The sequence below is a fragment of the Pseudoalteromonas tunicata genome (assembly GCF_002310815.1).
Taxonomy (GTDB): domain Bacteria; phylum Pseudomonadota; class Gammaproteobacteria; order Enterobacterales; family Alteromonadaceae; genus Pseudoalteromonas; species Pseudoalteromonas tunicata.
The window spans coordinates 3,075,137-3,092,554 of the sequence record NZ_CP011032.1; the positions used below are offsets into that span (position 1 = coordinate 3,075,137).

Genomic DNA, 17,418 nt, shown 5'->3' on the forward strand with positions numbered 1-17,418 from the left:
ACTTTATTATGACACCCCATGCGACTGCACAAATGTAACAATTTGTTGCAAAATTAACAACTGAGAAACTTATGAAAAAAATAATGATCACCGGCGCCAGTGGTTTATTAGGGCGTGCTTTATTTAATACTTTTTCAGATCATTTTGAGGTGATTGGTACTGCTTTTTCTCGTGCAAGTGAACCTTTAGTGCCTTTAAATCTCACAGATTTTCGCGCCCTTGAAGACTTTTTAATCACGCACAAACCACACTACTTGATACATGCAGCAGCAGAGCGCAGACCTGAAGTATGCTTAGAAAACCCCGAATTAACACAGCAACTCAATGTGTCACTGCCAGCGGCATTAGCCAATTTATGCCACCAACATCAGGTCGAGCTATTTTTTATCAGCAGCGATTATGTCTTTGATGGCACATCGCCACCTTATGCAGAAACTGCACAACCTGCGCCATTGAATGATTATGGCATCTCAAAATACCAAGCCGAACAAGCTGTGCTTGCTTATCCGCAGCACAACGTGGTGCGCATTCCGGTTTTATATGGTGCGGTAGAAAAAATCGATGAATCTGCACTCACCATTACCTGGCAGCAACTCATTCAAAGCAATGCTCCGAAAATGGACAATTGGGCAGTACGCTATCCGACTCACGTTGACGACATAGCAAAAACACTTAAAGCCATCATTACTCAACTTGATAAATCTGAGCGCGGCGGTGTATTTCATATTTCAGATACAACACCTTATACCAAGTTTCAATTAGCGTGCGCCCTTGCTGATGCGTTTGGTTATGATAAAAGCCAAATTACTGCAATGGATAGCCCTGTAGGCCAAGCTGCTAGGCCACAAAATTGCCAACTTAGCGACAACCGTTTAGCAAAAAAAGGGATTTTATATCAAAGAGATGCCATTAAAGGCCTCATTGAAGCCGTACGGCCTTTTGTCAAGCAGCCTGAAGTTTAATGAACGCACTGACAAGAAGTTAACTTCAACTTAAAATTTGGTCATCAGTCTCAAGAACTTTGTTTTTTACCCAAGAGTTGCTTTTAATAACATAACTATCATTACGAGAGAAAGTTATGAACCTGTTAAAAAGCGCACTAGTCTTGATGCTGGTGATCAGCCAATTGAGCTATGCCTCAAGCCGAGAAATCGAAGCCGAAAGTAAAGTCACCACCAGCCATAAAGTAAAAATAAAAGGTGAAACCATTAACTACTCAGCCACCACTGGCACCCAGCCAGTATGGGATGATGAAGGTCAAGCCATTGCTACATTGCATTATACTTATTATCAAAATCAAGCTGTTAAAGACTACAGCAAACGACCATTATTAATTTCATTTAATGGCGGTCCAGGTTCTGCTTCTGTTTGGATGCACCTTGCCTATACAGGCCCGCGTATTTTAAACATTGATGATGAAGGTTACCCAGTACAACCTTATGGCGTCAAAGCCAACCCGTATTCGGTGCTTGATGTCGCCGATATTTTATATGTAAACCCTGTCAATACTGGTTATTCTCGGGTGCTTAAAGATAAAGACGGCAAATTACCAAGCAAAACCGACCAGCAAAAGCAGTTTTTTGGTGTTAATGCTGACATCAAATACCTCGCTGAATGGCTCAATACCTTTGTCAGTCGCAACGACCGTTGGTTATCGCCTAAATTTTTAATTGGTGAAAGCTATGGCACAACTCGCGTATCTGGTTTAGCACACGCACTGCAAAATCAACAATGGATGTACCTCAATGGTGTTATTTTAGTATCGCCAACCGACATCGGCATTAAACGTGAAGGTCCAGTTGATGCAGCAAATCGCTTACCATATTTTACTGCTGCCGCCTGGTACCACAAAGTACTGACTCCTGAACTGCAAAAACTCGATTTAGACGACGTGCTTGCTCAAGCAGAGCAATTTACCCTTGACCAACTAATGCCCGCAATTGCCCGAGGTGGTTTTTTAGCCCCAGATGAAAAACAACGTATTGCTACAAAAATGGCTTATTTTAGTGGTTTAAGTACTGAGGCCGTACTGCAAAATAATCTTGATATTGCACCAAGCTTCTTCTGGAAAGAACTGTTGCGCAACAAAGGGCAAACTATTGGTCGACTTGATTCGCGCTATTTAGGATTAGATAAAAAAGAAGTGGGAGATTCACCTGATTACTGGCCAGAGCTTACCTCTTGGTTACACTCCTTCACCCCAGCAATTAATTGGTATTTAAGCCAGGAGCTCAATTACAAAACCGACATCAAATACAATATGTTTGGTTCGGTTCATCCTTGGGATAGAACCAATAACAATGCAGGTGAAAACTTACGTCTGGCAATGGCACAAAACCCATATTTAAACGTGATGATCCAATCCGGTTATTACGATGGCGCAACTAACTATTTTGATGCCAAATACACTTTATGGCAGCTCGATCCTAGTGGAAAAATGAAAGATCGCCTGAGTTTTAAAGGCTACCGTAGCGGTCATATGATGTATTTACGCCGTGATGATTTAAAACAATCAAATGACGATTTACGAGATTTTATCAAACACGCCACACCACCTGCAGGCACTGCTGCAAAATATTAAGCTTGAGCGGTTAGCCGGTTTTTACTGACTAACCGCTTTACAATTTTTGCGGTTTTTTATGTACCTAGCTCAGATTTATTTATAAAACATCAATAAAATCTAAGACATATTTACACTCTTCGCTTGCCTCACCTCGCATTTTTAGCCAAGCTAGGTATATAATTTAAACTCGAATTTGCCAATGAGAAAAATCAATGAGCGATACCTGTAAAGTAATCTTTGAGGCACTAAACGCGCCACTCACAGTGCAACAAGCAAAACAGTTACTACAAACAAAATTCAAGTTAAGTGATGCCACTGTGGCCAAGTTTCTACAAGGTGATGAAGCCTTTAGCGCCACTACGCTAGAAAAAGCGACCAAACAACAAAAGCTATTTGCGAGTGTGGGGATCCAAGTCAAATTAGTGCAACCTCAAACGCTAGCTGCAACGAGCACTGCGCCTGATTCTGGTCAAAAAGAACGCGATTTAAAAATCATTAATGCGCTCGATTACATCACCACCAGCCTAATTCGCTTAGAAGAGAAAGTAGACGAACTCGCTCAAAATCAGCAAGCTAAACTACCCGATTTAAATGATGATTTAGAGCCTGAGCATCATGCAGAGCCGCTTGAGTTTGAAGAAGACCTAGACGCCCCTATTAAAAAACAATCGAACAAGCTATTTATCTTGATTGGCGGTGGGATTTTAGTATTGCTAGTCGCATTATTACTCGTGAGCTTAATGTATCCAGATCTATTAAAAATCTAATTTATGAGCTTTAACCAAGCTCCACGCCCCCTTTTCGAAAGAGAATTTACCCTTGAAAAGAGATGAAATCCGAGATTTAGTGCGAAAAAAGCGCAACGCACTCACTCAAACAGAACAAAAAAATGCTGCCAAACAGCTCAAAGTGAATTTAATTCAACAACTAAAACCCTACAAAAACGCCAAAATAGCCCTCTACCTCACCAACGATGGTGAACTAGGAACAAGCGAACTAATACAAGCTCTTCAAGCAGAAAACCACAGCTTATTTCTACCTGTAATACACCCATTTTCAAAAGGCTATTTACTCTTTCAGAAGTATGAAAAAAATTCACCCATGACCACTAATCGCTATGGTATCTTTGAGCCCAAGTTAAATTGCAGTCAAATTTGCCCTATTGAGCAGCTTGATATCATTTTTACGCCTTTAGTGGCATTTGATGAAAAAGGCAATCGATTAGGAATGGGGGGTGGGTTTTACGACCGAACTTTGGCCAAATATTATCAAGAGCAATGGCAAAAACCGATCGTAATAGGCCTTGCTCACGAATGCCAAAAAGTAGCGCTGTTACCCTGTGAAAGCTGGGATATACCATTGAAATGGATAGCAACCCCCGAATTTAACTACCGTTGGTAGTTAAAAAATTTATATACTGAGCACCCAAATTTTACCCGTTCTGGAGATGACTGCAATGACACAAGATGAAATGAAAAAAGCCGCCGCGTGGGCTGCACTCGAATACGTAGAAAAAGACAGCATTATAGGTGTAGGCACAGGCTCAACAGTGAACCACTTTATTGATGCCCTTGGCACAATAAAAGGTGATATTCGTGGTGCAGTATCTAGCTCAGAAGCCTCAACCGAAAAATTAAAAGCGCTTGGCATTGAGATATTTGAGCTCAATGATGTTGATGGCTTAAGTGTTTATGTTGACGGTGCCGATGAAATTAATCCCGCCAATGAAATGATTAAAGGCGGTGGCGCTGCACTGACTCGCGAAAAAATTGTCGCAGCAGTCGCTAAAAAGTTTGTTTGTATTGTTGATAGCAGCAAACAAGTAGACGTATTAGGTAATTTCCCATTACCGGTTGAAGTCATTCCTATGGCACGCAGCTATGTTGCCAGAGAATTAGTTAAGTTAGGTGGTGACCCAATGTATCGCCAAGGTGTAGTCACTGATAACGGTAATGTCATCTTAGATGTGTTTAATCTACAGATCAGTCAAGCCAAACAATTAGAGCAACAAATTAATCAAATCGTCGGTGTTGTTACCAATGGCCTGTTCGCCGCTCGTGGTGCAGACGTTGTTATTGTCGGCACCCCCGATGGACCAAAAATACTGAAATAAACTGAGGAATGAGGATGAGTAATAAGGTTTCGTTAGCAAAAGATAAAATTAAAATTTTATTGTTAGAAGGTTTACACCAAAGCGCTGTAGAAACGCTCAAGCGCCACGGTTACAGCAATATTGAATATGTAAAAACCTCTTTAGCTGAAGAAGAACTGATTGAGCGAATTAGTGATGTACACTTTATTGGTATTCGCTCGCGTACTCATTTAACTGAAAAAGTGCTTAATGCCGCAGAAAAGCTAATAGCAGTCGGTTGCTTTTGTATCGGTACTAACCAAGTTGAACTCGATGCCGCCAAAGCGCGCGGCATTGCAGTGTTTAACGCGCCGTTTTCAAATACACGTTCGGTAGCAGAATTGGTATTAGGTGAGATCTTATTACTCCTTCGTCGTATTCCACAAAAAAATGCCCAAGCACATCGTGGCATATGGGATAAATCAGCCCATGGTTCATTTGAAGCTCGCGGTAAAACTTTAGGGATCATAGGTTATGGCCACATTGGTACCCAGCTTGGCATCATGGCTGAAAATATTGGCATGAATGTGCAATATTATGATATCGAAGATAAACTAAGCCTAGGCAATGCCACACAAGTGCATCACCTCACTCAGCTATTACAAACTTCTGATGTGATTAGCTTGCATGTGCCTGAAACGCCACAAACTAAAAACCTGATTGGTGCTGCCGAGCTTGAAATCATCAAACATGGTGCGATTTTAATTAATGCATCACGCGGTACTGTGGTTGATATCGATGCCCTTGCCAGCAGCTTACGTGAAAATAAACTCTCAGGTGCGGCGATTGATGTATTCCCGACCGAGCCAACCTCAAATGATGAAGAGTTTATCTCGCCACTGCGTGAGTTTGACAACGTTATTTTAACCCCGCACATTGGTGGTTCAACCCAAGAAGCCCAAGAAAACATTGGCATTGAAGTAGCGGGTAAATTAGCCAAATATTCAGATAACGGTTCAACCTTATCTGCGGTTAACTTCCCTGAGGTATCACTGCCAGAGCTTGCTGGCCGTAGCCGTTTATTACACGTGCACCACAATCGTCCGGGGATTTTAACGCAAATCAACCAAGCATTTGCACAGCACGGCATCAATATCGCGGCGCAATACTTACAAACCAATGAAACCATCGGTTATGTCGTAATCGATGTCGATACCGATGACTCTGAAATCGCTTTAAAAGAACTTCGTGCAGTTGAAGGCACCATTAAAGCGCGTATTTTGCACTAGTAAACCTGCGTTAATTGAGCAGCGTTAATTGCGTTAAAATTGTAAAAAACAAAAAAGCCACTTGATGAAGTGGCTTTTTTAATACTTTTTATTAACCTCAGTTAATTAACGCTTTGCTTTTGCCGCACGCGCTGCATGAAGCTTTTTATAGCTATCAATTAAACGTTGATGACGCTCTAAGCCTTCGAGCTTCATACTGGTTGGGGTTAAACCATAAAATTTAACTTCACCTGTGACAGTGCCAATGGCGTTTTTCATCACCTCAGCACCAAACATGCGGTTGAAGTTATGCATAAAGTCTTCAAGCTCTAGGTCGTCATCTAACGCAATTTCAAGTACCGCATGCACTGCTTGATAAAACAAACCACGCTGCACCGTATTGGTATTAAACTGCAAGAACGACTCAACTAAATCAATCGCTTCTTCAAGTTCACCTAACGCAAGATAAATTAAAATCTTAAGCTCAAGGATAGTCACTTGACCCCATACGGTATTTTCATCAAATTCAACACCAATTAAGGTGATGATGTCGATGTAATTATCAAGTTGGCTTTCTTCTAAACGCTCAACTAGCTTTCTAAGTGCTCGTTTGTTTAACGAATGGATATTTAGGATATCAGCGCGATATTGCAGCGCTTTGTTAGTATTATCCCAAATTAAATCTTCAACTGGATAGACTTCTGAATAGTCAGGTACCAAGATGCGACATGCTGTACCTAGGTCTGAAAACTCAGCAATATACGCTTCTTTGCCCAAGTCTTTTAAAATGCCAAATAAGCTCTCGGTTTCTTCTGCGTTAGTGCCTGAAAAATCCCACTCACAGAATTCATAATCAAATTTACTGCTAAAGAAACGCCATGAAATCACACCGGTTGAATCAATAAAATGTTCAACAAAGTTCTCTGGCTCAGAGACCGCCATACTGTTGAATGTAGGCTTTGGTACATCGTTTAAACCTTCAAAACTACGACCTTGTAATAACTCGGTTAAGCTACGCTCAAGTGCGACTTCAAAACTTGGATGCGCGCCAAATGAAGCAAATACACCACCGGTTTTAGGATTCATTAAGGTCACGCACATCACAGGGAACTGACCGCCTAATGACGCATCTTTAACCACCACAGGGAAGCCTTGCTCTTCAAGTCCTTTGATACCCGCAACAATACTTGGGTATTTATCAAGCACCGCTTGTGGCACGTCAGGCAGTACAATTTCTTGCTCAATAATTTGGCGTTTTACCGCACGCTCAAATATTTCAGACAAGCACTGTACTTTAGCTTCGGCAAAATTATTGCCAGCGCTCATACCATTACTTAAAAATAAGTTTTCAATCAGGTTGGATGGGAAATACACCGTTTCACCATCTGAGTGACGCACATACGGAATAGCACAAATACCGCGCTCAACATTACCCGAGTTTGTATCAATTAGATGTGAGCCTAGCAGTTCACCTTCAGGATCATAAATTTCGCGGGTATAGTCGTCTAAAATGCCCTCAGGTAAGGCATCACTTGCATCGGGCTTAAACCATTTTTCATTTGGATAATGAACAAACTCGCTGTTAGCAATGTCTTCGCCTAAAAACTGGTCGTTATAAAAGAAATTGCAGTTTAAGCGCTCAATAAACTCACCTAATGCTGAACATAACGCACTTTCTTTTGTAGCCCCTTTACCATTGGTAAAACACATTGGAGAGGCCGCATCACGAATATGCAATGACCAAACATTAGGCACGATATTGCGCCATGACGAGATTTCAATCTTCATGCCTAACTCAGCCAAAATACTAGTCATATTGGCAATCGTTTGCTCAAGAGGTAAATCTTTGCCCAAAATAAAAGTATTTTCAGCATCATCTGGCTTGGCCATTAACATGGCTTGCGCATCTTCATCCAGATTTGCAACGGTTTCTAATTTAAATTCAGGACCCGTTTGCACAACTTTTTTTACCGTACAACGGTCGATTGAACGTAAAATACCTTCGCGGTCTTTATCCGAAATACTTTCAGGTAGCTCAACTTGAATTTGAAAAACTTGGTTATAACGGTCTTCTGGGTCAACAATGTTGTTTTGTGATAAACGAATGCCGTCGGTCGAAATCTCACGCGCATTACAATACACTTTAACAAAATAGGCTGCACACAGTGCTGATGATGCTAAAAAGTAGTCAAATGGGCTTGGCGCAGAGCCATCACCTTTATAACGAATAGGCTGATCGGCAATTACCGAAAAATCATCAAACTTAGCTTCTAGTCTAAGATTGTCGAGAAAATTAACTTTAATTTCCATTGCATTGGTTCCACAGTCGAGTGCTAAAAAGCACGCTTTTACTCGGTTTAAAACGAGATTGAGCGCACCCAAAGTACATTGATCTTAATTGGCGTAATTATCTGCTTTTTCAGCCCAATAGTCTTGGCCAAATTACATAAATTGCAAATTATGTGCAGCGAAAAGCCATGAAAAAGCCGAACAAGTTCGGCTTTGATAAAAACAAGGTGTTTAAATTCGAGGTTCTATAGTTTAAAAAAGTGCTTCTAACGCCTGAGCAAGGGTGGTTACGGCAATCACTTCCATGCCTGGAATGGCTTCTTTAGGTTTATTGGCTTGAGGCACAATGGCGCGTTTAAAGCCATGTTTTGCGGCTTCTTTAATCCGCTCTTGGCCACTGGGTACTGGGCGAATTTCACCACCAAGCCCCACTTCCCCAAACACCACTAGCTCACGTGATAACGCAAAGTTTTTAAAGCTTGAAACCAGTGCTGCAATCAGAGCTAAATCTGCACTGGTTTCAGTCACTTTAACGCCGCCTACTACGTTCACAAATACATCTTGGTCAGCCACTTGCAACCCACCATGACGATGCAATACTGCAAGCAGCATCGCTAACCTGTTTTGTTCCATACCTACGGTTACTCGGCGCGGATTTGCCAGCTGCGAATAATCAACAAGAGCTTGCACTTCAACCAATAAGGGGCGAGTGCCTTCCCAAATAACCATCACTAACGAACCTGGGCTTTGCTCACTAGAACGATTTAAAAAGATAGCCGATGGATTACTCACTTCTTTTAAACCCATCTCCGTCATCGCAAATACACCCAATTCATTGACCGCACCAAAGCGGTTTTTATTGCCGCGTAAAGTACGAAAGCGGCTATCACTTTCCCCTTCGAGCAAAATAGAGCAATCAATACAATGCTCAAGTACTTTAGGCCCAGCTAAAGAACCATCTTTAGTAACATGACCAACCATAATAATGGCGACCTGATGTTGCTTGGCAAAGCGCGTTAAATAAGCGGCACTTTCTCGCACTTGCGACACACTACCTGGTGATGATTGCACATCGGTCATATGCATCACTTGGATTGAGTCAATTACCATAATTTGTGGTTTTTCGATTAAAGCGAGCTGGCAAATAGTTTCAACATTGGTTTCAGCTAAGGTTTTTAACTTATTGATTGGTAAATTTAAACGTTTAGCACGCATCGCCACTTGCTGTAACGACTCTTCACCAGTGACATACAACGCGGTCATTTTTTCAGCCAATAAACACATGGTCTGTAATAACACGGTACTTTTACCTGCACCAGGCGAGCCACCAATTAAAATAGCACTACCCGGTACAACCCCGCCACCTAATACTCGGTCAAACTCAGAAAAGCCGGTGCTAAAACGAGGCAATTCACTTAAATTGATTTCGTCTAATCGCTGTACTTTTGCTTCAACAAAACCGGCATAGCCAGCTGTGGCACCAACACTTGGTTTAATGGTTGGCACTCGAAATTCAGAAACAGTATTCCACGCCTTACATTCTGTACATTGGCCTTGCCAACGCGAAAATTCAGCGCCGCACTCGTTACAGACAAAGGCAGTTTTCTTTTTTACCATAAGTTCAAAGGCATATTTATTGCAGTGAGGTAATTAGAGATTTTTATAAATAAATTAGTTATTCTCTAACAGCACTGTTAAGTGATTCAATACTGTGATTATACAGAGTTTTCAAAAATAAAGGTGATGGTTTTTTATGTCTGATGATGTCTTGCTCAAGTATCAAACTTTAATCGATGAACTTCGAGAAAAACTTGGCTCGGCTAATTTTGATAAGTTTTTTCAAACCAAAACCAAAGCATTATCCAAGCCCGACCAATTCTTATTAAAAATGGAAATGAATCGGCTATCTCAACCGGTGCAGCGTTTTATTGATTTACGCGGCCAAGTAACAGGCGACGTAAAACCGTACGAACATCAAGGCAAACAACACTTTATGGATAATATAGCCATTGAAGTGTTTGAAAAAGCCATAAAACAGCATGGCGGTTACACCTTAGCAGTCTACGAAGCAGTGATGAATACCGATAACAACCACAAAGTCATGCAACGTAAAGCCAAAGAAACAGGCCAAGCGGCCCCTATTCTGACCCAAGTCGAAGAAAAGAAAGTTCCTTTAACTCACCTTGTCGAGTTTGCCAGTTATGAAACCCGCTCAGAAGAGCGGATGAATTACTCTATTCGAGTCAAAATAGCACTTTCTAGTAAAAATATAATCGAAGCCAATACATCAGATATTTCTGTCAGTGGCTGCAAAGTGAAACTGCCAAATCGCTATGAAGTGACGCAAGGACAAATGTTGCGATTGCGCCTAGTTGGCCTAGAGCAAGATTTTGAGCTCGGCCTCAAGGATGGCGTGCAATATGAGGTTGTTGCAGTTGATAGTAGTAATAGTGACTTTAATTATATTCGCTTAAAGCGAACATATGATGAAAATAACAGCGCCTTCGATGACTTTTTGCGTAGCTTTATTCATGGCAATAAACGCCGTTATAAAGTGAATATCGACAACACTTTAGAAGCCGTGATTGTAAAAGGCTATGAGCAATATTATTTACCTCGTGTTAGCTCGTTATTTTTGTTTTTAAGTGAAAATAATCAACAACTACAACCCACTTTAAGTTTAACAAACGAAAATAATATCAACTCGTTACGCTACTTCATCGACGAAAATAAACACCCTGTTTTATCAAGCATTCTCAATAGTGCCCGAATTCAAGCCTTGACCAGTCAAACCAGTCACGTAAAAACCACCACGCTTTATAGTTTTAACCATATTGCAGGTGGAAAATTGTTTTTTTACACAGCCACCGATCTTGAGTTGAGCCAAACTCCTGCCTTAAAAGAGTTATTTTTAGGATTTGGTAGCCACAAACCAAGCTGGCGCACGTTTGTAGTGCAAATGGTACCGTGCTTAGACGCCGATGCCTTTATCCCGTTGTCTTTACCTGAAACCGCAGGAACCGACATCGCTAAATTTAATAAGCCGCCCTCACCTAGAGTGCAAGGGATGCTTCAAGATATTAAATATTTAGTCTTGTTGACTGATATCACTACGGCGTCCGCTACGGCTGAATATCAAAAAAACAGCTTTAAGAAAGAGCAAGTAAATGCACTAAAACAATTTGGTCACGCAAAACAAAAAGCCTATGCCCCTCTTGATGCGGTTGCTTTAGAATACATAAACTTACGAGCAGAGACGCGTTATTTGTACAAAACAACCATTGAATTTGAGCAAGAAGAAAGCGTTAAAGTAGTTGCCCATACCCTCGATTTTTCCGAAAATGGCTTGCAAATTGAACTTGCCGAGCCTACGCGCTACGAAAAAGGTGATTTGTTATTGGTCGCGTTTCCTGATTTACAAAAAATCACTAAAAAGCACCAATTAAGTAAGTTACCTTATGAAATCATGGCTATCAGTAAAACCAAAACGATTGTTAATTTAAGAAGTTATCAACCAACACCCGATACACCTCATCAAGGTTCTATTTTTTTCACCCAACTGATTGCCAATAATAAAGATAAATTACAAGCCTCTGAAGAGTCACCAAAAGTGCCAGGGCTTTCAGCGGCGCTGCGTAATATAGTGACTAAAAACGTCTGTCAATTTCCGTTTTATCTTCATAAAAAAGCATCAAACATTCAGGTGGGTGCAATTGCCAAAGGCCTTTACCCCACTCATTTTCACTTTTTATTACAACATTTTAATTTATTAACTGAGCATTTTTCGCTTGCGCAATTTATGCCAGAAAATGTGATTAATGATATCTTTTTACCACGTTTAAAAACTCTCAAACGCCAAGACCCACCGCTGCAAATTGATTTATATATTCGCTTTAACCCGCTAATAAAAAGTCTAGATAAAGCGCTTATGTGTGATTATGTACCGACTGAATATACCTCACTCAGTAAAAAGAGTTTTATTACAGCATCAGCACAACAAGATTTATTCTTTGGCTTTCGCATTTTTCTATCTCGTACCGGTCGCCCTGATACTGAATATTTAGCCAAAGAGCTTAGCTACATCAGCCAGTACGCGCAGCACAAAGCCCGCGTATTAGAAGAAGAATTATGGTCTGTGGTGTGTGTTGGTGAAATGATTGAAATTACAGATGAATTAACGCAGCGTTATAATATCGAAGCTAAATTACTTCATAATATGGCACTGCGTAAAAAGAACTGGCTGCAGAAATTAACCTTAAGCTAACGGCGGTAGCGCTAAAAAGTAAATCACTTGCAATAAAGAACCATGCTGCACAGCAACATCGGCCATTTTAGCAACCAACGGCTTGCCGTGCACCGCGACACCTAAACCAGCACAGTGCATCATTTTAAGATCGTTTGCGCCATCGCCCATAGCCACTGTTTGACTAAGAGATAACCCTAATTGATCAGCATAACGCAGTAAAAAATTTCGTTTTTCCTCAGCATCAACAATCGTGCCCAGCACTCGCCCTGTTAGCGCGCCATCTTTTGATTCAAGTTCATTGGCATGAATTGCATCAAGCTCAAGCAAACTCTGTACTTGCTGGGCAAAAGGAATAAATCCACCCGATGCAATAGCAAGTTTCCAGTTATGTTGCTTAAGCACGCTACACAGTGACTGCACGCCATGCATAAGCGGCAACTGCGCTTTGAGTTGATCAATTAAAACCTGTTCAACGCCTTCAAGTTTCGCCACCCGTAAACGCAAACTCTCAGAAAACTCTAATGCCCCTTGCATTGCTTGAGCTGTGACTTGAGAAACTTCGTCATACACACCAGCTAAACGCGCAATTTCATCAATACACTCAATCTCAATCGCGGTCGAATCCATATCCATTACCAATAAGCCAGGCTGACTTAAGGTCGGTGGCGTCGAAAATAATGCAAGTTGCAATGAAACTTCAGTTTGTAATAACTCAAATCGCTCACGCACAATTGGATTTTCTGGCGAAAATGCAATTGCAAGGGCTGGCTTTAATTCGCTCAGAGGTTGATAAAGGCACACTTGGCAGTCGGTTATGTGCTGCTCATTTAAAAATGCATGTAATTGAGTTAATACCGCAGCGTTAAGCTCACCATCAAACGCAACTAAATATTGCACCTCGTTGTTTGGTGGCAAAACATCACCATCATTCATTAAACGACTGCGGTACCACTGATTTAAAACTAAAGTTTGCTCAGTGACTTGTGATACTAATGCTGACCAATCTAACATGGGCATAAATACTCCAATAAAAAAGATTTCTAAGCTACTTTGCCCATAAACTGCTGCTGTCACTTAGTCGTATTGCATTTTTACCAAGAAATGCGCACACTGTCAGTAGAGCATTGAGCATTATGAAAAAAACACAACTTAAAAACCCAGCAGTTGCATCCCGTTACCAAAGACTTACTCGATTGAGTCTTGCTTTGTTATGCCTATTTATTTTTGTAAATATTGCATTTAATTCGAGCTTTCAAAGCCATGACATCTTATTAAAACAATCTCACACCACAGCTCGGAGCTTGGCCTTGCAAATGTCTTTGGCCGCACGAGACGCGATTAGAGTCGATGATAAAGCGGCACTTGAGCGCATTGTTAATAATTTGGTGCAAGATCCTTATGTGCAATCGGCGGCAATTTTTGATCCCTTTGGTGAACTCATCACAAAAAGTAACAACGGCTATTTGTACAAAGAACAAATTAATCAGCCAAAAGCACTGCCGGGTGTCTCGCAATTATTAACGCCGGTGATTGAGCCGATTATCTCCCAATCGGGAAAACGTTTAGGATTTGTGCGTCTGACTTATTTATCCCGCGCTGCCATGCATGAAGGGCATTCGTATTTCCACCAGCTTGGCCGCCAAATTGCGTTAATGCTAATTTTATCGATTGTTGGCACTTGGCTAGTGGCCCGCGGTATCAAGCGCTGGCAAGTATTACGTTATATTCGAAAAATATCATTACACGATTGACGCAATTGCGCCGCAATCACCGCTGCAGGCTCCATCCTTAATGACACTAAATGAGTAAATACATCGATCAAAGCCAATGGACTATTAGGCTGCCCTTGAGCGCCAAATAAAGGCATCGATGGCGCATCGGTTTCAATCAGCAAGCTATCTAATGCAATCGTTGCTATTGTTTCTCGTGTTTTTTGGCTGCGTTCATAACTAATGATCCCACCAATACCAAGCTTAAAACCAAAACCAACATAGTAGTTTGCAATTTCTTTACTGCCTGAAAATGCATGGATCACCCCACCATGTTTCGGTGGGCATTGCTTAAATGCGGCTTGGATTAAATCATGACTTTGCCGATGATGAACAATCAATGGCAACTTTAAGTCATTGGCAAGCGCAATATGAGCGATAAAAATCCGCTGTTGCAATTCAAGGTTAGGTTGAGCACGGTCAATGCCGCATTCACCAATTGCACAAAGTTGTTTGTTATATTGATGAGCAAGTTGGGTTAGCACTTGCATATCAGCATCGGCAGTTTGCGTTAAAAAATAAGGATGTAAACCAAAGGCGATATTTACAAACGAAGGAGCCTGCGCTTTAAAGTTGAGTAAGGACAAAGATTGCTGCGCACTCACTCCTGGTACAATGAGGCTAATAATGCCCTGCTGTTGGCACGAAGTAATTAACTCACCGCGATTAGAATCGAACTCACTAAAATCAAGGTGACAATGTGAGTCGATTAACTCAATGGTTGACGTATTCACAATTAAGGATTGAGACGCTCGATGTGCCATTGGCCATCAGGCTGTTTGCGATACATAAAACGGTCATGTAGACGGTGCGCGCCACCTTGCCAAAACTCAATCTGATGGGGCTCAATACAATATCCCCCCCAAAATGATGGTAGAGGTATTTCCCCTTGGGCAAATTTTGTTTTCATTTGGGCAAACTTTTCAAGCAAGACTTGTTTAGAAGAGATTGGCCTGCTTTGCGCTGAGCTCCACGCCGCTATTTGGCTTTCTTTGGGACGCGATAAAAAGTATTTAGTCACTGCCAGATTCGACAATGGTTTTGCTGTGCCATAAACAATCACTTGGCGCTCTAATGGGTGCCATGGAAAATGTAAGCTAATTTTATTATTTTTTGCTAATTCTTGTGCTTTACGTGAACCTGTATTGGTGAAAAATACAAAGCCATTTTCATCTACATTTTTGAGCAATACGATACGCTGTGAAGGCTGACCATCTGCATCAACCGTTGCAACTACCATAGCCGTTGGGTCGGGTAAATCGGCTTCTACAGCTTGCTTTAGCCACGCTTCAAATTGCACAAATGGATTATCGTTAAGCATGTCACGCTCTAATCCATCTTTGAGGTATTCCCTTCTAATATCATCCAACTTCATTTTCATACCCTCAGATCCACAGTAAAATTAGGTTCACCTTAAAGTAAAACAGCGCTAATGCGCTGTTTTTATTTACCAGATTACATTTGTTCCATCACTTCAATGCCCAGTAAACCTAAGCCTTGTTGTAAGGTATTGGCCACTAAGTTACAAAGCACTAAACGACTGTCACGCAATTGAGTACTAATGTCATCTTTAAGTACCGGGCACGCTTCATAGAACGTCATGTATAAACTTGCCAGCTCATACAAATATGCACACAGTACGTGTGGTGTCGCTTCATTGATCATTTGATCAAGTACTTCTTCCAGCTGGAGCAATTTCAACGCTAAAGCCTTTTCTTGCGGCTCTGCAATGGTGATTGCCGCGTTTAATGTACTTACATCAATGTTTGCTTTACGAAATAAACTGCGCACACGCATATAAGCGTATTGTAAATAAGGGGCTGTTGCGCCTTCAAAGCTCAACATGCTGTCCCAGTTAAAAATATAATCGCTGGTACGGTTTTTAGATAAATCAGCATATTTAACTGCGCCAATTCCAACTTTACGAGCGATTTCAGCTCGTTCTTGTTCAGATAAGTCAGACTCACGCTCAGCTAATTTAGCTTGTGCACGGGTAATTGCTTCTTCTAATAAATCAGCAAGTTTAACTGTATCGCCACTGCGGGTTTTGAATGGTTTACCATCTTCACCCATCATGGTGCCAAATGGACAAAACTCATAACTGGTTTCATCGCGTAATAAACCAGCTTTACGGGCGGTTAATTCGACTTGGCTAAAGTGTAGGCTTTGACGAGCATCAACAAATATTAAGATACGATCGGCTTGGAGCTTGTTAGAACGATAGTCACAAGCTGCTAAATCGGTCGTAGCGTATAAGAAACCACCACCCGATTTTTGCACAATAAACGCCGATGGCTCACCTTCTTTATTGGCAAGCTCTTCTAAAAACACCACTTGCGCGCCTTGTGACTCAACAGCAATATTTTTCGCTTTTAATAACGCGATAATATTATGTAACTCACTGTTGTAGGCACTTTCAGCCATAATATCGTCTTGCGTTAGCGTTACATTCAGTTTGTGATATACCTCAGAAGAATGTTTTACTGACGTATTAATGAATAAGCGCCATAGCTTTTCACAGTGCGCATCACCTGATTGCAGTTTTACTACGTAATCACGGGCTTTATCAGCAAAACCTTCTTCGTCATCAAAACGTTTTTTAGAATCACGATAAAAAGACTCTAAATCTGCCAGTGCCACCGCTTCAAGATCAATACCTTGATTTAATAAATCTTCAAGATGCGCGATAAGCATACCAAATTGTGTACCCCAATCACCCATATGATTTTGACGTACAACGGTATCACCACGAAACTCAAGAGCACGCACGACCGCATCACCAATAATGGTTGAACGTAAATGACCAACATGCATTTCTTTAGCAAGGTTTGGTGATGAGTAATCCACAACTACTTTTTGCGCTTTAGCATGCACTTGCACACCAAGCTTTTCATCTTGATTCGCTGCAACAAGTTGCGCCGCTAAAAACTCAGGTTTTAAGTGAATGTTAATAAAGCCTGGGCCTGCAATTTCTAATTGAGCCGCAACATCATCTAAATCAAGGTGATCGATAATTTTTTGTGCTAACTCACGAGGATTGGCTTTTAATTTTTTTGCAGCGCCCATTGCACCATTAATCTGATAATCACCAAATTGAGCGCGGGTACTTTGTGTTACTGCTGGATTTGTATCTTCTGGTAAGCCTGCTGCAACCATAGCTGCAACCGCTCTTTGAACTAATAACTGACGAATGTTCATGTTCTTTCTCTTTT

The 17,418-nt window shown here is 41.2% G+C and carries 14 protein-coding genes; 8 read left to right on the forward strand and 6 right to left on the reverse strand.

Features of this window, described 5'->3' with window-relative positions; all coding sequences use genetic code 11:
* Positions 1-71: 71 nt before the first annotated feature.
* From PTUN_RS13995 to serA, 6 genes are all read left to right on the forward strand, one after another.
* Entirely contained in the window at positions 72-962 is an 891-nt protein-coding gene (locus PTUN_RS13995) for a dTDP-4-dehydrorhamnose reductase family protein (protein WP_009837588.1), read from the forward strand.
* A 116-nt stretch (positions 963-1,078) separates the two neighbouring features.
* Positions 1,079-2,581, forward strand: coding sequence for a S10 family peptidase (locus PTUN_RS14000; protein ID WP_009837589.1), 1,503 nt, complete (start codon positions 1,079-1,081; stop codon positions 2,579-2,581).
* A gap of 194 nt (positions 2,582-2,775) precedes the next feature.
* Positions 2,776-3,330: a hypothetical protein gene (locus PTUN_RS14005; RefSeq protein ID WP_009837590.1), complete on the forward strand. Its 555-nt coding sequence runs from the start codon at positions 2,776-2,778 to the stop codon at positions 3,328-3,330.
* A gap of 52 nt (positions 3,331-3,382) precedes the next feature.
* The gene (locus tag PTUN_RS14010; protein ID WP_009837591.1) at positions 3,383-3,964 is read left to right on the forward strand and encodes a 5-formyltetrahydrofolate cyclo-ligase; all 582 of its coding nucleotides are present in this window, start codon (positions 3,383-3,385) and stop codon (positions 3,962-3,964) included.
* Positions 3,965-4,019: 55 nt separating this feature from the next.
* The gene (gene rpiA / locus PTUN_RS14015) at positions 4,020-4,676 is read left to right on the forward strand and encodes a ribose-5-phosphate isomerase RpiA (RefSeq protein ID WP_009837592.1); all 657 of its coding nucleotides are present in this window, start codon (positions 4,020-4,022) and stop codon (positions 4,674-4,676) included.
* 14 nt (positions 4,677-4,690) lie between these two features.
* A complete protein-coding gene (gene serA, locus PTUN_RS14020; RefSeq protein WP_009837593.1) occupies positions 4,691-5,923 on the forward strand; it encodes a phosphoglycerate dehydrogenase in 1,233 nt (410 codons plus the stop codon).
* Between the two features lie 105 nt (positions 5,924-6,028).
* Here serA and PTUN_RS14025 read toward each other — a convergent pair whose 3' ends face one another.
* Together PTUN_RS14025 and radA are read right to left on the reverse strand one after the other, a co-directional pair.
* On the reverse strand, positions 6,029-8,212 hold the full coding sequence (locus PTUN_RS14025; RefSeq protein ID WP_040643672.1) for an OsmC domain/YcaO domain-containing protein: 2,184 nt from the start codon (positions 8,210-8,212) through the stop codon (positions 6,029-6,031).
* A gap of 231 nt (positions 8,213-8,443) precedes the next feature.
* On the reverse strand, positions 8,444-9,808 hold the full coding sequence (gene radA / locus PTUN_RS14030; protein ID WP_009837595.1) for a DNA repair protein RadA: 1,365 nt from the start codon (positions 9,806-9,808) through the stop codon (positions 8,444-8,446).
* 136 nt (positions 9,809-9,944) lie between these two features.
* Between radA and PTUN_RS14035 the strand changes: the two genes are divergently transcribed.
* Entirely contained in the window at positions 9,945-12,455 is a 2,511-nt protein-coding gene (locus tag PTUN_RS14035; RefSeq protein WP_009837596.1) for a PilZ domain-containing protein, read from the forward strand.
* Here the strand turns inward: PTUN_RS14035 and serB are convergent.
* The gene (gene serB, locus PTUN_RS14040; protein ID WP_040643747.1) at positions 12,447-13,454 is read right to left on the reverse strand and encodes a phosphoserine phosphatase SerB; all 1,008 of its coding nucleotides are present in this window, start codon (positions 13,452-13,454) and stop codon (positions 12,447-12,449) included. The two genes, PTUN_RS14035 and serB, sit on opposite strands and share 9 nt — an antisense overlap.
* Positions 13,455-13,570: 116 nt before the next feature.
* On the opposite strand from serB, the gene PTUN_RS14045 reads away from it, so the two are divergent.
* On the forward strand, positions 13,571-14,188 hold the full coding sequence (locus PTUN_RS14045) for an AhpA/YtjB family protein (RefSeq protein WP_009837598.1): 618 nt from the start codon (positions 13,571-13,573) through the stop codon (positions 14,186-14,188).
* Here the strand turns inward: PTUN_RS14045 and PTUN_RS14050 are convergent.
* From PTUN_RS14050 to argS, 3 genes are all read right to left on the reverse strand, one after another.
* Entirely contained in the window at positions 14,158-14,970 is an 813-nt protein-coding gene (locus tag PTUN_RS14050; RefSeq protein ID WP_009837599.1) for a TatD family hydrolase, read from the reverse strand. The genes PTUN_RS14045 and PTUN_RS14050 overlap by 31 nt on opposite strands.
* On the reverse strand, positions 14,943-15,581 hold the full coding sequence (gene pdxH / locus PTUN_RS14055; protein ID WP_040643673.1) for a pyridoxamine 5'-phosphate oxidase: 639 nt from the start codon (positions 15,579-15,581) through the stop codon (positions 14,943-14,945). Before pdxH ends, PTUN_RS14050 begins: the two co-directional genes overlap by 28 nt.
* 80 nt (positions 15,582-15,661) lie before the next feature.
* A complete protein-coding gene (gene argS, locus PTUN_RS14060) occupies positions 15,662-17,404 on the reverse strand; it encodes an arginine--tRNA ligase (RefSeq protein WP_009837601.1) in 1,743 nt (580 codons plus the stop codon).
* Between the last annotated feature and the right edge of the window lie 14 nt (positions 17,405-17,418).

Excerpts from the sequence above, each read along its gene's own strand:
- PTUN_RS13995 (WP_009837588.1), top strand. The coding sequence starts at position 72 with ATGAAAAAAATAATGATCACCGGCGCCAGTGGTTTATTAGGGCGTGCT.
- PTUN_RS14000 (WP_009837589.1), top strand. The coding sequence starts at position 1,079 with ATGAACCTGTTAAAAAGCGCACTAGTCTTGATGCTGGTGATCAGCCAA.
- PTUN_RS14005 (WP_009837590.1), top strand. The coding sequence starts at position 2,776 with ATGAGCGATACCTGTAAAGTAATCTTTGAGGCACTAAACGCGCCACTC.
- rpiA (WP_009837592.1), top strand. The coding sequence starts at position 4,020 with ATGACACAAGATGAAATGAAAAAAGCCGCCGCGTGGGCTGCACTCGAA.
- serA (WP_009837593.1), top strand. The coding sequence starts at position 4,691 with ATGAGTAATAAGGTTTCGTTAGCAAAAGATAAAATTAAAATTTTATTG.
- PTUN_RS14025 (WP_040643672.1), bottom strand. The coding sequence starts at position 8,212 with ATGGAAATTAAAGTTAATTTTCTCGACAATCTTAGACTAGAAGCTAAG.
- radA (WP_009837595.1), bottom strand. The coding sequence starts at position 9,808 with ATGGTAAAAAAGAAAACTGCCTTTGTCTGTAACGAGTGCGGCGCTGAA.
- PTUN_RS14035 (WP_009837596.1), top strand. The coding sequence starts at position 9,945 with ATGTCTGATGATGTCTTGCTCAAGTATCAAACTTTAATCGATGAACTT.
- serB (WP_040643747.1), bottom strand. The coding sequence starts at position 13,454 with ATGCCCATGTTAGATTGGTCAGCATTAGTATCACAAGTCACTGAGCAA.
- PTUN_RS14045 (WP_009837598.1), top strand. The coding sequence starts at position 13,571 with ATGAAAAAAACACAACTTAAAAACCCAGCAGTTGCATCCCGTTACCAA.
- PTUN_RS14050 (WP_009837599.1), bottom strand. The coding sequence starts at position 14,970 with ATGGCACATCGAGCGTCTCAATCCTTAATTGTGAATACGTCAACCATT.
- pdxH (WP_040643673.1), bottom strand. The coding sequence starts at position 15,581 with ATGAAGTTGGATGATATTAGAAGGGAATACCTCAAAGATGGATTAGAG.
- argS (WP_009837601.1), bottom strand. The coding sequence starts at position 17,404 with ATGAACATTCGTCAGTTATTAGTTCAAAGAGCGGTTGCAGCTATGGTT.